We start from the raw sequence: 13327 nt of genomic DNA on the forward strand, positions 1-13327 counted from the left end.
TCACGGCACGAGGCGGCGACGGCCCGCATCACAGGCCGGCGCTCGCTCGGAGCACCCGGCGGCGCTCCGCGGGCAGTTCGAACACCCCGGACCACAGGCCGAGACGGCGGCCCCAGGCGCGGCGGTCTTGGTCGGTGTAGTCGGCCGAGACGCTGCGGTCGGCCACAGCGTATCCGCTGGCGACCATCCAGGCAGCGAGATCATCCTCCCCGAGGCGGCACACGACGCCGGCGCGGCCGTCCGCGGCGGCGCGCGGCTCGCAGGCGAGAGCGTCGCTCCCGATCCGCGCCGCCAGGGCGGCGGCAGCCACGCGGCCGCAAGGATAGCCGCGCTCGTGCCCGTCGAAGCAGATCTGGTCGAGGTCGGGGGCGTCGATGCCGTGGAGGCGCAGGCGCCGGCCGCCGATCTCGATCGTGCTCCCGTCGATCACCGTGGCCGGGCCGCTTACGGTCGCGGGCGTGGCCTCGCCCGCGCGGGCCGGGGCCACCTGGAATCCGGCCAACAGGGCCAGCGCGGGAACGAGGAGCGCGGCGAGCAGGCGGCGGGGGCCCGGCCCTTCCGGGGGGCGATCCCCATTGGATCGGGCGGGGCTGACGATGGTGCCGGCGAGGCAGGCCGCGTAGATCAGCAGGATGGTGGCGGTGAGCGACATCGGGATGGGCCTCGCGGGGAGAGGGCGGTCGGCGCGCCGCTCAGAGCCGCTGCGCCGTCGATGCCGCCTTCTCGCAAACCCGGCGGCGCGCGAGCCTGACGCCGCCTGTCAGCCTCGCGTCAGCCGGGCTCAGGCATCTCCGCGTCGCGCCATGGTTCGTGCCCCGATGTTCCTTTTCCCGCTTCGCCCGTTCCTTCTCGCGCTCGTCGCGCTGATCCCGGCCCTGAGTGCCGTGCCTCTGGGCGCCGTGCCCGCGCGGGCCGACGACGACGGCGAGCGGGCGCGCCGCGCCCTGGAGCGGGGCGAGATCCGCCCCCTCGATGCCGTCCTGGCCGCCGCCCGCGCCGCCGTGCCGGGGGACGTGGTGGCGCTCGACCTTAAGCGCGACGACGGGCGATGGCTCTACAAGCTGCGCATCCTCGGCACCGACGGGCGCCGCCGCGACGTGAAGATCGATGCCAGTTCCCTCAAGCTCCTCGACGTGGACGACGATGACTGAGGCCGACCTGCTTCCGGGGACGACATGCGCATCCTCGTCGTAGAAGACGAGCCGCGCATCGCGGCCGACATCAGCGAGGGTCTGGAGCGGGCCGGCTACGTCGCCGAGATCGTCGGCGACGGCGAGGCGGCGTGGTTCCGGGCCGAGACCGAGACTTACGACGCCATGGTGCTCGACCTCGGCCTGCCGCGGCTCGACGGCCTCGGCGTGCTGCGCCGCCTGCGCGGGGCCGACGTCGCCCTGCCGGTGCTGATCCTCACGGCCCGCGACGGCTGGCGCGAGCGGGTCGAGGGGATCGACGCGGGCGCCGACGACTACCTCGTCAAGCCGTTCCGGATGGAGGAGCTGGTGGCGCGGCTGCGCGCCATCCTGCGCCGCACCGCCGGCCACGCCTCTCCCGTCCTGCGGGCCGGCGCGGTCGAACTCGACACCCGCACCCGCGCGGTCTCGGTGGCGGGCCGCGAGGCCGACCTCACCGCGCTCGAATACCGCCTGCTCGCCTTCCTGCTCCACCGCCAGGGGCAGGTCGTGGCGGCGGGCGAGCTGCTCGACCATCTCCACGGCAGCGACAGCGACCGCGAGGCCAACGCGCTGGAGGCTCTGCTGACCCGGCTGCGGCGCAAGCTCGGCCCCGGCATCATCGAGACCCGCCGCGGCCACGGCTACCTCGTGCCGTCCGATCCGCCGTGAACAGCGGCTCGCTGCGCCTGCGGCTCGGGCTCGCCGCCGCCGGGCTGATCGCCCTGGCGCTGGTGCTGGCCGGGATCGGGCTGACGCTGATCTTCGACCGGGTGCTCGACGCCCGCACCGCCGACGGCCTCGACCGCACCGCCAAGCTCATCGCCGGGCAGGTCGCCCTGGCGCCGGACGGAGCCCCGACCCTGCCGCGCGAGCCGCCGGATTCGCGCTTCTCGACGCCCTATGGCGGCCTCTATTGGCAAGTCGAGCGTGCCGGCGGCACCGCCCTGCGCTCGCGCTCGCTCTGGGACCGGAGCCTCGGCACGCTTCCCGACACATCCGAGGAGCCGGCGGTCGGCGACCTCGCCGGGCCGGACGGCGGCCGGCTCATCGCCGTGACCCGGCGGGTCTCGATTCCGGGCCACGGCGGCGCGGTGGCGCTCGCCGTCACGGTGGCCGAGGATCGCCGCGACCTCGCCCAGAGCCGCGCCACCTTCCTGCGCCTGCTGGTGCCCTCGCTCGGCGCGCTGTTCGCGGCTCTGACGCTCGCCATGTCGCTGTTCGTGCGCCGGGCACTGGCACCCTTCCGGACCCTGCGCGCGGATCTCGCCGCGATCCATGCCGGGACGCAGGCGCGGCTGCCCGACACCTTTCCCGAGGAGGTGCGCCCGCTGGTGGCCGATCTCAACCGCCTGCTCGACGCCCAGGAGCGCGACCTGGAGCGGGCGCGCACGGGCGCCGGCGACATGGCCCACGGCCTAAAAACCCCGCTGGCGGTGCTCGACGCGCTGGCCCGCCGCACGGAAGCCGCCGACCCCACCCTGGCGGCGGAGATCGCCGAGCAGGCGCACGCCATGGGCCGCCAGGTCGAGCGCACGCTCGCCCGGGCGCGGGCGGCCTCGGGGGGGCTGCGGCGGCGCGCCTGCCCGGTCGGACCGGCACTGGGACGGATCGTCGGCGCCCTCAAGCGCCTGCCCGAGGGCGAGGCCCTGCGCTGGGAGATCGCGGTCCCGGAAAACCTCGCCTTCCCCGGCGACGAGGGCGACCTCACCGAGATCCTGGGCAACCTCCTCGACAACGCCCGCAAATGGGCCCACCGCCGCATCCGCGTCTCGGGACGCGCGGAGGGGGGCGAACACCGTCTGGTGCTGGAGGATGACGGCCCCGGCATGAGCGAGGCCGCAATCGCCGGCATCGCCCGCGGCCGGCGCTGGGACGAGACCCGGCCCGGCACGGGCTTCGGCATCGCCATCGCCCGCGACCTCGCGGAGGGTGTCGGCGCGCGGATGCGCCTCAGCCGCTCCGAACTCGGCGGCCTTCGGGTGGAGATGAGCTGGCCGGTTCCGGCGGCCTGAGGCCGATGCCGGAGCGATGCCGTCAGGCGGCCTGGCCGAGGGCGCCGAGCAGGTCGGAGCGGCAATAGGGCTTCGGCAGGAAACCCGCATCGGGCAAATCGTCGGCGCGCGGCCGGACCCGGCCCGAGGTGACGACGAGGCGGATATGCGGCCAGCGCGCCCGCACCCGCGCAGCCAGGGTCAGCCCGTCCATCGAGCCCGGCATGTCGATGTCGGTGAACAGGGCGCCGAAGGCCTGCGCCCTCCCCTCCAGGAGTTGCAGGGCCGCGTCGGCGTCCGGCGCTTCGGCCACCGGCAGGCCGGCATCCTCCAGCATGTCCACGGCCACCATGCGCACGAAGCACTCGTCCTCGACGACGAGGATGCGGGGCGCGGAGGACGAATCGGTCGGCTCGGACAGACAGGGCATTGGGGTGAAGCGCGCTGCAGAGGGTTGATGGGACACGGCTTTCCTCAAAGTGCCCGCGCGGCGATTGGTTTCAGCGGAGCCGTAGAAGATTCGAAGAAATATCGGCCGCGAACCACGGCTCGGGGAGCCTGCCGGGCGCTCGCCGGGCCGTGTATTGCCACCCCCTGGCCTTTGCATTACGGGAGCCGTGCAACGGGTGATCGAGGCCCGCCATGACGCCTTCATGACGACGCCCTTGCCTCACGACGCCTCCGCCCCCTCCCGTCGGCGCCTGCGACCGGCGCCGCTGCCGGCGCCCGCCCTCTTCCTCGTGTCCCGGCCGCAGCGCTCCCCATCACGATCCCGCGCCTGGATAGCGGACCGGACGGGTTGCCCCCGATGACGGCCGGGGAAGAAACCGTGCTGGAGACCTGCCTTGGCGTCTGAATCCGCGAGCCCGCCCGAAGGCACTCCCAAGGACGCTTCGAAGGGCGCATCCAAGAGCGCATCCACGAGCGCCCCCGCGCTCGCGAAAGTCGCCACCGGCATCGACGGCTTCGATACCATCACCTTCGGCGGCCTGCCGAAGGGGCGGCCCTCGCTGGTCTGCGGCGCGGCCGGCTGCGGCAAGACGCTGTTCGCCACCACCTTCCTCGTCAACGGCGCGACCCGCTTCGGCGAGCCCGGCGTGTTCATGAGCTTCGAGGAGCGCGCCGAGGATCTCGTCGCCAACGTCGCCTCCCTCGGCTACGACCTCGACGGGCTGGTGGCGCAGGGCAAGCTCGCCATCGACCACGTCCGCGTGGAGCGCAGCGAGATCGAGGAGACCGGCGAGTACGACCTCGAAGGCCTGTTCATCCGCCTCGGCTTCGCGGTGGATTCGATCGGCGCCAAGCGCGTCGTGCTCGACACGATCGAGACCCTGTTCGCGGGCTTCTCCGACGAGACGGTGCTGCGGGCCGAACTCCGCCGCCTGTTCGGCTGGATCAAGGACCGGGGGCTGACCGCGATCATCACCGGCGAGCGCGGCGAGGGCCAGCTCACCCGCCAGGGGATGGAGGAATACGTCTCCGACTGCGTGGTGCTGCTCGACAACCGCGTCGAGGACCAGATCACGACCCGGCGCCTGCGCGTGGTGAAGTATCGCGGCTCGGCCCACGGCACCAACGAGTACCCGTTCCTGATCGATGCCGAGGGCATCAGCGTCCTGCCGGTTACCGCGGCCGACCTCGACTACACCATCGCCGAGGGCGTGGCCTCCACCGGCATCCCCGGCCTCGACGCGATGCTCGAACCCGGCGGCTTCCACCGCGGCACCAGCATCCTCGTGTCGGGCCAGTCCGGCACCGGCAAGACCATGATCACGTCGAGCATGATCGACGCGGCCTGCGCGCGCGGCGAGCGCTGCATGTCCTTCGTGTTCGAGGAGAGCGCCGACCAGATCATCCGCAACGCCCGCTCGATCGGCCTCGACCTCGCCCGCCATGTCGAGGCGGGCCTGCTGCGGTTCGAGGCGGCGCGTCCGAGCCTCTACGGCCTGGAAATGCACTTGGCGCGCATGCACCGGGACATCGACCGCTTCGCGCCCTCCGTGGTGGTGGTCGATCCGCTCTCGGCGCTGCGGGGCCCGCCGGCCGAGCTTCAGGCGACGATGCTGCGTATGGTCGACATGCTGAAGAGCCGCGGCATCACCGCCGTGTTCACCAGCCTGCGCGAGGACGGCAGCCTCGACCACGACAGCAATATCGGCGTCTCCTCGCTGATGGATGCCTGGATCAAGCTCCTCAACATCGAGGCCAACGGCGAGCGCTCGCGCACGCTCTACGTCATCAAGGCCCGCGGCATGCGCCACTCGAACCAAGTGCGCGAGTTCAGTATGTCGAGCGACGGCATCACCCTCGTCGAGGCCTATATCGGCCCGGCGGGCGTGCTGACCGGCACCGCCCGCATCGTGCAGGAGACGGAGGAAGCCGCCGCCGTTCTGCGCCGCGAGCAGGAGAGCCGCCGACGGCGGCGCGAGGCGGAGCGGCGGCGCCAGTCGCTGGAGCGCCAGATCGACGAACTGCGCGCCACCCTGGAAACCGCGGCGGAGGAAGAGGCGGTGCTAGCGAGCGAGGACGAGATGCGCGAGGCGATGCTGACCAGCGAGCGGCGCATCCTCTCAACCCGCCGGGGAGGCACGCAATGAGCGGCTCCGAACCAACCGAGGATGGACTCGACGCCGGCGGCCCGGTGGACGAGGGCCATTACCACCTGCGCCTCTACGTCGCCGGACAGACCGCCAAGTCGCTGACGGCGATGGCCAACCTCAAGCGTTTCTGCGAGGAGCACCTCGCCGGGCACTACGACATCGAGGTCATCGACCTGATGAAGAACCCGCAGCTCGCGGTCGGTGACCAGATCCTGGCAATCCCGACCCTGGTGCGTCGCCTGCCCGCGCCGCTCAAGCGCATCATCGGCGACCTGTCCAACACCGAGAAGGTGCTGGTCGGCCTCGATATCCGACCCCAGAACCTCGCAGAAAAAAGTCCCGCAGCGAAGGCGGACAGCGTTTGAGCGGCGGGGACATCACGGCCCACGGGGAGGCCGGGCGCACCCGGCTGCGCCTCTACGTCGCCGGCACCTCGCCGCGCTCGACCCGCAGCATCGAGAGCGTGCGCCGCCTGTGCGAGCATCGGCTCGGGGGCGCGTGCGACCTCGAAGTGGTCGACATCTACCAGCAATCGGCGCTTGCGGGCGCCGACGGCGTGGTCGCGGCGCCGACCCTGATACGGCTCTCCCCCCTCCCCGCCCGGCGCATCACCGGCGATCTGAGCGACGAGCGGCATGTCCTCGACGGGCTTGGACTCGAAGGGCTTGGACTCGACGGGGCCGCCGATGAGCGCTGAGCCCGCCGCCACGGCTTTGGACGCGGCGCAGGCGCGCATCCGCGCGCTGGAAACGCGGCTGGAGGAGGTCGAGGATACCCTCGCGGCGATCCGCCGGGGGGATTTCGATGCGATCGTGGTCGAAGGTCCGGGCGGCGAGCGGCTGGTCTATACCCTGGAGAATGCCGACCGGCCCTACCGGGTGCTGATCGAGCAGATCCAGGAGGGCGCCTTCACCCTCGGGCCGGACGGGACGCTGCTCTACTGCAACCGCCGGCTCGCCGAGACCCTGGGCACGCCGCAGGAGCGCCTGATCGGCCAGTCCTTCGCGCGCTTCGCCGCCGGGGGCCAGGACGCGGCGCTCGCCGCCCTGATCGCGCAGGCGGCGCAGATGCCGGCCCGCGGCGAGATCGCCCTGTGCGGCGAGGCGGGAGTCGAGCGCCCGGCCTACCTGTCGCTGAGCCGCCTTGACGGCGACGGCGACACCCTTCTCCTTTGCGGCGTGATCACCGACCTCACGGCGGAGCGGCTGCGCCTGCACGAACTCGCCGAGGCTAACGAGCGCCTGCGCGCCGAGGTGGCCGAGCGCGAGCGGATCGAGGAGGCCCTGCGCCAGAGCCAGAAGATGGAGGCGGTGGGCCAGCTCACCGGCGGCGTCGCGCACGACTTCAACAACCTGCTCACGGTCATCAAATCCTCCACCGACCTGCTCAAGCGCCCCGACCTCGCCGAGGAGCGCCGCCGCCGCTACGTCGATGCCATCTCCGACACGGTGGCGCGCGCGGCCAAGCTGACCGGCCAGCTCCTCGCCTTCGCCCGGCGCCAGGCGCTCAAGCCCGAGGTGTTCGATGCCGGCCGCGGCGTCGCCTCGGTGGCCGACATGGTCGGCACGCTCACCGGCGCGCGCATCCAGGTGAAGACCCTGATCGAGCCCTGCTTCGACGCCGCCGGCGAGCCCTTCGCCTGCCTCGTGGAGGCCGATCCGAGCCAGTTCGACACGGCGCTGGTCAACATGGTCGTCAACGCCCGCGACGCCATGGAGGGCGAGGGCACGCTGACCATCCACGTCGGCCATGCCGGGCAGATCCCGGCCCTGCGCACCCATCCGGCCGTGCCCGGCGACTTCGTCGCGGTGGCGATTTCCGACACGGGGACGGGCATCGCGCCGGCCGACCTGTCACGGATCTTCGAGCCGTTCTTCACGACGAAGGGCGTCGGCCAGGGCACCGGGCTCGGTCTCTCCCAGGTGTTCGGCTTCGCCAAGCAGTCGGGCGGCGACATCGCGGTGGAGAGCGTGCTGGGACAGGGCACGACCTTCACCCTGTTCCTGCCGCGGGCCAAGGTCGCCCCGACGATGGTCGAGTCCGCCGACGAGCCCGAACCGCTGGCCCCCGGCCACGGCACCTGCGTGCTCCTCGTCGAGGACAACCGCGAGGTCGGCGCCTTCGCGACGCAAGCGCTGGCCGAACTCGGCTACGGCACCGTCTGGGCGATGGATGCGGAGCAGGCGCTGGCCGAACTCGACCGGACGCCGGAACGCTTCGACGTGGTGTTCAGCGACGTGGTGATGCCCGGCATGAACGGGGTCGAACTCGCCCGCACGATCCGGAGGCGGACGCCCGGCATGCCGATCGTGCTCTCCTCCGGCTACAGCCACGTACTGGCCGAGGACGGGCGCCACGGCTTCCCGCTGCTGCACAAGCCCTACTCGGTGGAGGATCTCTCGCGCATCCTGCGCCGGGCGATCCAGCGGCGCACCGCGCGAGCACGATGATTTTCCCTTCGTCCGCAGCGGCTTGCGGAGCGGACAAGAAAAAAGGCTCGGATTGCTCCGAGCCTTGAAGGGAAAAGGCCATTGGGGGCTGAACTGGCCTTCGTGATCGGACAATGCGCCGAAGGCCGTGTGGTTCCGAAAAAAAATTCAACGAAAAATCGTGCCGGTTTCAGCGCGGCGCCGCAGCCCGGCGCAGGCGGTCGTTGATCGCCTCGCCCAGCCCCTCCTCCGGCACCGGGACGATAGCGATGGTCGGTGCGCCCGAGGCGTCGAGCCGGCGCAAGGCCCCGAACAGCCGCGCGGCGGCCTCCGCCGGATCCCCGCGCTCGCTTAAGGATTCGACCGCTGCTGCATGGTCCAGCCCAGCGGGGCGGAAGGCCCCGAACAGCAGAACCGCCTCACTGGGCTCGATGGTCCTGGCATCGAGCCGCACCCCGGCCCGCGGCGCGTAGTGCGAGGCAAGCAGACCAGGGCCCACGGGCCGCGAGCCCGGATCACTGACTGCTTCGGGGGCAAAGCCCAGCACGGCAGCGATGGCCTCCCGCGTCACCCCGCCGGGGCGCAGCAGTCGGGGCGGGCCGCCGAGGCAGGCGACGACGGTGGATTCGACCCCGACCGGGCATTCGCCTCCGTCGAGCACGGCCGCGATGCGCCCGTCGAGATCGGTCAGCACATGGTCGGCGCTGGTGGGGCTCACCCGTCCGGAGCGGTTGGCCGAGGGCGCCGCCACCGGTCGCCCGGCCCGTTCCAGCAGCGCGCGGGCGATGTCGTGGGCCGGCACGCGGAGCGCCACGGAGTCGAGGCCGGCCCGAGCGAGATCGCAGACCGAGCCGCCGGGTGCCGCCGGCACCACCAGGGTCAGCGGCCCCGGCCAGAATGTTTCCGCGAGCCGGAGGGCGGCTTCGTCGAACACGCCCTCGGCCAACGCAGCCTCGGCGGTCGCGACATGGGCGATCAGCGGGTTGAAGCGCGGGCGGCCCTTGGCCGCATAGATCGCGGCCACCGCCTCCGGGTCGGTGGCATCGGCCCCGAGCCCGTAGACCGTCTCCGTCGGCAGGGCGACGAGACGCCCCGCCCGGAGCAGGGCGGCCGCTCGCGCGAGGCCGTCCGCGTCGGCCGCCAGGCGCAGCGTGGGGATGGTTGACGGTGCGGCGTCCATATCGGAGGGGATGCGAGGAAGAACGGCCGGCCGTAGACCCTTCAGCCGCAAGCCGTCAAACGGGATCGCCGCCCCCGGAAGGCGCGGCGGGAGGAGCGGTGAACCGGTCATGAGCTATCGCGCGCCCGTCGAGGAGATGGCCTTCACCCTCCGCCACGTCGCGGGGCTCGACGCCGTGCTGGCGCGCAGCGGCGCGGAGATCGGCCCGGAGGATGCGGTCGCCATTCTTGAGGAGGCGGGCCGGTTCGCCGGCAACGTCATCGCACCGCTCAACCGGATCGGCGACCGCCACGGCACGCCGTTCTCGGACGGGCACGTCACCACCGCGCCGGGTTGGGCGTCAGCCTACCGCGCCTTCGTCGAGGGCGGGTGGAACGGCGTGCTTGCTGACCCCGACTACGGTGGGCAGGGCCTGCCGCACCTGATCGCCGCCGCCTGCACCGAGATGTGGAACGGCGCGAACCTCGCCTTCGGCCTGTGCCCGATCCTCACCGTCGGCGGCATCGAGGCGCTGGCCGCCCATGGCTCCGACGACCTGAAGGGGCGCTACCTCGAAAAGCTCGTCTCGGGCGAGTGGACCGCGACCATGAACCTGACCGAGCCGCAGGCCGGCTCGGACCTTTCGGCGCTGCGCACCCGCGCCGAGCCCAACGGCGACGGCACCTACCGGATCACGGGCGCCAAGATCTACATCACCTACGGCGAGCACGACCTGGCCGGCAACATCTGCCACCTCGTGCTCGCCCGCCTCAAGGACGCCCCGGCCGGCACCCGCGGCATCTCGCTGTTCCTCGTACCGAAGGTGCTGCCGGACGGCACGCGCAACGACCTGCGGTGTTCGGGCCTCGAGCACAAGCTCGGCATCCACGCCTCGCCGACCTGCTCCATGGCCTTCGGTGACGCCGGCGGCGCGACCGGCTGGCTGATCGGCGAGGAGAACCGGGGGCTGGCCTGCATGTTCACGATGATGAACTCGGCCCGGCTCAATGTTGGCCTCCAGGGCGTGGGTGTGGCGGAAGCCGCCTATCAGAAGGCCCTCGACTACGCCCGCGAGCGCCGCCAGGGCCGGGCACCGGGCTCGCCCGAGCCGGTCAGCGCCATCGTGGCGCATGCCGACATCCAGCGCACGCTGCTGACGATGAAGGCCTACACGGCGGCGGCCCGCGGCATCTGCTACCTCACCGCGCAAGGCCTCGACGCCGCTGATGGACCCGAGGGAAAGGCGGCGCATGACCGCGCCTCGCTGCTGACGCCGGTGGCCAAAGCCTTCTCCACCGACATCGCCAACGAGGTGACCTCGCTCGGCGTGCAGGTCCATGGCGGCATGGGCTTCGTCGAGGAGACGGGTGCGGCCCAACTCATGCGCGATGCCCGCATCCTCGGGATCTACGAGGGCACCAACGGCATCCAGGCGATCGACCTCGTCACCCGCAAGCTGCCGCTGAACGGCGGTGCCACGGTCGGCGCGCAGATCGCTTCGATGCGGCGGGTGGCGGAGGGCCTGTTGAAGGACAGCAGCCCCGGCTTCGGCCACGCGGCGGCGCGCCTGCGGGACGGCATCGGCAGCCTCGACCGGGCGACGAGTTTCCTGCTCAAGGCGCTCGCCTCGAACCGCCCGCAGGAGGCGCTCCCCGGTGCGACGCCGTATCTGCGCCTGTTCGGCCTCGTGCAGGGCGCGGCCTGCCTCGCGACGGCGGGGTTGGCTTCGAGCGCGGCCGTGAAGGCGGGCGAGACCGATCCGGCCCATGCCGCGCGCATCGCACTCGCCCGCTTCTTCGCCGAGAACCTGCTGCCGGCGGCGGGCGGCCTGGAGCAGTCGATTCTGTCCGGGGGCGACTTCGCCGACGATCCGGCCTTCGCGCTCGCCGGGTGAGCGGTCACCCCGCCGTGGACGGTCCGTAGCCCGCGTAGAAGACGCGAACGGCTTCCGCGACCCGGTGCCGGATCTCGGCCTCGTCCGGTGCCGCGCCCGCATTGAACAGCAGGCGCGTCAGCATCCCGGCCTGGCAGAGCTGGAGGAAGTGCTTGGCGGCGAGATCGGTGTCGGCGACGGAGAGGCGCCCGGCCGAGACCTGGGCATCGAGATAGGCCTTGAGCCGCCCGACCCCGCAGGCGGGACCGGCCTCGTAGAAGGCTTGCCCGAACCGGGGAAATTTCTCGCAGGCGCCGATCACCATGCGGATGATCGAGACGTGCTCCGGCCGCGCCATCATCGTGAGATAGCTGGTGCCGAGCCGGGTCAGCACGGCGCGGACATCCGGGTCGTCCTCGTCGAGCCGGAACAGGTTCTCGGCCAAACCCGCCTTCGCCTCGGTGGTCAGGGCCTCGAACAGGGCTTCCTTGCTGTCGAAGTAGACGTAGAGCGTACCCTTCGAGACGTTCGCCGTCTTGGCGATCTCGCCCATGCTGGCCCCGTCGAAGCCGGAGGCCATGAACACCTGACGCGCGCCCTCCAGGATCTGCCGGCGCTTGTCGCTCTCGCCCGATGAGGTTGCTTGCGGGGCCACCGGCCCCCGTTCCTGTGTCGCCGCACCCACCATGGCCTGACCCGCTTACCCCAACTCGCCCGCATTGACCGAACCGTTCAGTCAGTGCTAGCTAGCCCTCCAATGAGGGCGGCGTCAACTCGGCCCGCCGAATGACCGAACGGTTCGGTCAATACATGTCTGGGATGTCAGCCATGTCGCTGCGTGAGGATGCCGGCCGCTCCGAGGCCGCCCTTGAGACGGCCGAGGAGGAGCGCGCCGAAGCGGGCCGGGCATCGGCCTTGCGCCCCGCCCCGGTCGTCGCCGAGCCGGTGCCGCCCTCCCCCGCCAAACCCCGGCGTCCGCTGCGGCGGGCGGTGCTGAGCCTGCTGCTCTGCGCGGCGCTCGGCGGCGGCGCCTATGCCGGCTGGGACTGGTGGACGGTCGGGCGCTTCTTCGTCAGCACCGACGACGCCTACGTGCAGGCGGACATCTCGGTTCTGGCCGCCAAGGTGTCGGGCTATCTCGCGGCGGTGCCCGTGGTGAACGGGCAGGCGGTGAAGCGGGGCGACGTGATCGCCCGGCTCGACGACGGCGATTATCGCCTCGCCCTGAAGGCCGCGGAGGACAAGCTCGCCACGCAGGAGAGCACCATTACCCGCGTCGGCCGGCAGGCCGAGGCGGCGCAGGCGCAGGTGCTGCAAAGCGCGGCGCAGATCGAGGCCGCGAAGGCCGACGCCGTGCGAGCCGGCGCCGACTACGCCCGCGCCACGGGGATGCAGGCCGATTTCGTCGCGAAATCCCGTCTCGATCAGGCCAAGGCCGACCGCGACCGCACCGGGGCGGCGGTGAAGTCGGCCGAGGCCGCCCTCGTCGCCGCGCGGGCCAATGTCGAGGTGCTGCGGGCGCAGACGCGCGAGGCGGAAAACCTCGCCGCGGAGTTGCGCACGGCCGTCGACCGTGCCCGGCGCGACCTCGACTTCGCGGTGATCCGCGCGCCCTTCGACGGCGTCGTCGGCAACAAGGCCGTGGAGGCCGGCGCCTACGTCTCCCCCGGCTCGCGCATCGCCGCCCTGGTGCCGCTGCAGAGCGTGCGGGTCGACGCGAACTTCAAGGAGACGCAGCTCGCCCGCGTCCGGCCCGGCCAGGAGGTCCACATCCACGTGGACGCCTATCCCGACCGCGACATCGTCGGCACGGTGGAATCGCTCTCGCCCGCCTCCGGCTCGGTCTTCAGCCTGCTGCCGCCGGACAACGCCACCGGCAACTTCACCAAGATCGTCCAGCGCCTGCCCGTGCGCGTCCACGTGCCCGAGGATCTCGCCCGCGAGGGCCTGCTGCGCCCCGGCCTCTCGGTCGTGGTGAGGGTCGATACCCGCGAGGGCGCCGACGCGCCGGTGCAACGGCTCGCCGCCCGGCCCTGAGACTTTGGCCAGCCGAACAAGGCCTTCGATCCTGCCGAACCCCTCATCCTGAGCTGCCCGCGTCAG

At 72.1% G+C, this 13327-nt stretch carries 13 protein-coding genes; 9 read left to right on the forward strand and 4 right to left on the reverse strand.

Features of this window, described 5'->3' with window-relative positions; genetic code table 11:
* Positions 1-28: 28 nt before the first annotated feature.
* On the reverse strand, positions 29-652 hold the full coding sequence (locus tag E4V01_RS04610; RefSeq protein WP_135297544.1) for a thermonuclease family protein: 624 nt from the start codon (positions 650-652) through the stop codon (positions 29-31).
* 166 nt (positions 653-818) lie between these two features.
* Between E4V01_RS04610 and E4V01_RS04615 the strand changes: the two genes are divergently transcribed.
* Genes E4V01_RS04615 through E4V01_RS04625 form a run of 3 tightly spaced genes read left to right on the forward strand, consistent with a single transcriptional unit; the run spans position 819 to position 3184 of the window.
* A complete protein-coding gene (locus E4V01_RS04615) occupies positions 819-1151 on the forward strand; it encodes a PepSY domain-containing protein (RefSeq protein ID WP_135297545.1) in 333 nt (110 codons plus the stop codon).
* 24 nt (positions 1152-1175) lie between these two features.
* Positions 1176-1841 (forward strand): response regulator transcription factor, encoded by a 666-nt coding sequence (locus E4V01_RS04620; RefSeq protein ID WP_060771353.1) that lies wholly within the window; start codon positions 1176-1178, stop codon positions 1839-1841.
* The gene (locus E4V01_RS04625; RefSeq protein ID WP_060771352.1) at positions 1838-3184 is read left to right on the forward strand and encodes a HAMP domain-containing sensor histidine kinase; all 1347 of its coding nucleotides are present in this window, start codon (positions 1838-1840) and stop codon (positions 3182-3184) included. Before E4V01_RS04620 ends, E4V01_RS04625 begins: the two co-directional genes overlap by 4 nt.
* Before the next feature lie 22 nt (positions 3185-3206).
* On the opposite strand, the gene E4V01_RS04630 is transcribed toward E4V01_RS04625, so the two are convergent.
* Positions 3207-3593, reverse strand: coding sequence for a response regulator (locus tag E4V01_RS04630; protein ID WP_135297623.1), 387 nt, complete (start codon positions 3591-3593; stop codon positions 3207-3209).
* Between the two features lie 415 nt (positions 3594-4008).
* Between E4V01_RS04630 and kaiC the strand changes: the two genes are divergently transcribed.
* The 4 genes from kaiC to E4V01_RS04655 are packed head-to-tail and all read left to right on the forward strand — an operon-like array spanning position 4009 to position 8213.
* Complete coding sequence (kaiC, locus tag E4V01_RS04640; protein ID WP_060771350.1) at positions 4009-5760, forward strand: circadian clock protein KaiC; 1752 nt, start codon at positions 4009-4011, stop codon at positions 5758-5760.
* The gene (locus E4V01_RS04645; protein ID WP_135297546.1) at positions 5757-6128 is read left to right on the forward strand and encodes a circadian clock KaiB family protein; all 372 of its coding nucleotides are present in this window, start codon (positions 5757-5759) and stop codon (positions 6126-6128) included. The genes kaiC and E4V01_RS04645 overlap by 4 nt, the downstream gene beginning before the upstream one ends.
* Positions 6125-6460 carry a circadian clock KaiB family protein gene (locus tag E4V01_RS04650; RefSeq protein WP_060771348.1) on the forward strand — a complete coding sequence of 112 codons (336 nt, stop codon included), beginning with the start codon at positions 6125-6127 and terminating at the stop codon, positions 6458-6460. The genes E4V01_RS04645 and E4V01_RS04650 overlap by 4 nt, the downstream gene beginning before the upstream one ends.
* Positions 6450-8213 (forward strand): PAS domain-containing hybrid sensor histidine kinase/response regulator, encoded by a 1764-nt coding sequence (locus E4V01_RS04655; protein ID WP_135297547.1) that lies wholly within the window; start codon positions 6450-6452, stop codon positions 8211-8213. The genes E4V01_RS04650 and E4V01_RS04655 overlap by 11 nt, the downstream gene beginning before the upstream one ends.
* A 169-nt stretch (positions 8214-8382) precedes the next feature.
* On the opposite strand, the gene E4V01_RS04660 is transcribed toward E4V01_RS04655, so the two are convergent.
* Complete coding sequence (locus tag E4V01_RS04660) at positions 8383-9372, reverse strand: L-threonylcarbamoyladenylate synthase (RefSeq protein ID WP_135297624.1); 990 nt, start codon at positions 9370-9372, stop codon at positions 8383-8385.
* Positions 9373-9481: 109 nt separating this feature from the next.
* Here E4V01_RS04660 and E4V01_RS04665 point away from each other — a divergent pair, with 109 nt between their 5' ends.
* Positions 9482-11245: an acyl-CoA dehydrogenase gene (locus E4V01_RS04665; protein ID WP_135297548.1), complete on the forward strand. Its 1764-nt coding sequence runs from the start codon at positions 9482-9484 to the stop codon at positions 11243-11245.
* A gap of 4 nt (positions 11246-11249) precedes the next feature.
* Here E4V01_RS04665 and E4V01_RS04670 read toward each other — a convergent pair whose 3' ends face one another.
* Positions 11250-11912, reverse strand: a complete 663-nt coding sequence (locus E4V01_RS04670; RefSeq protein ID WP_060771345.1) for a TetR/AcrR family transcriptional regulator — start codon at positions 11910-11912, stop codon at positions 11250-11252.
* Between the two features lie 140 nt (positions 11913-12052).
* On the opposite strand from E4V01_RS04670, the gene E4V01_RS04675 reads away from it, so the two are divergent.
* Positions 12053-13261, forward strand: coding sequence for an HlyD family secretion protein (locus E4V01_RS04675; RefSeq protein ID WP_135297549.1), 1209 nt, complete (start codon positions 12053-12055; stop codon positions 13259-13261).
* Positions 13262-13327: the final 66 nt, after the last annotated feature.

It is taken from the genome of Methylorubrum sp. Q1, from assembly GCF_004683995.1.
Classification (GTDB): domain Bacteria; phylum Pseudomonadota; class Alphaproteobacteria; order Rhizobiales; family Beijerinckiaceae; genus Methylobacterium.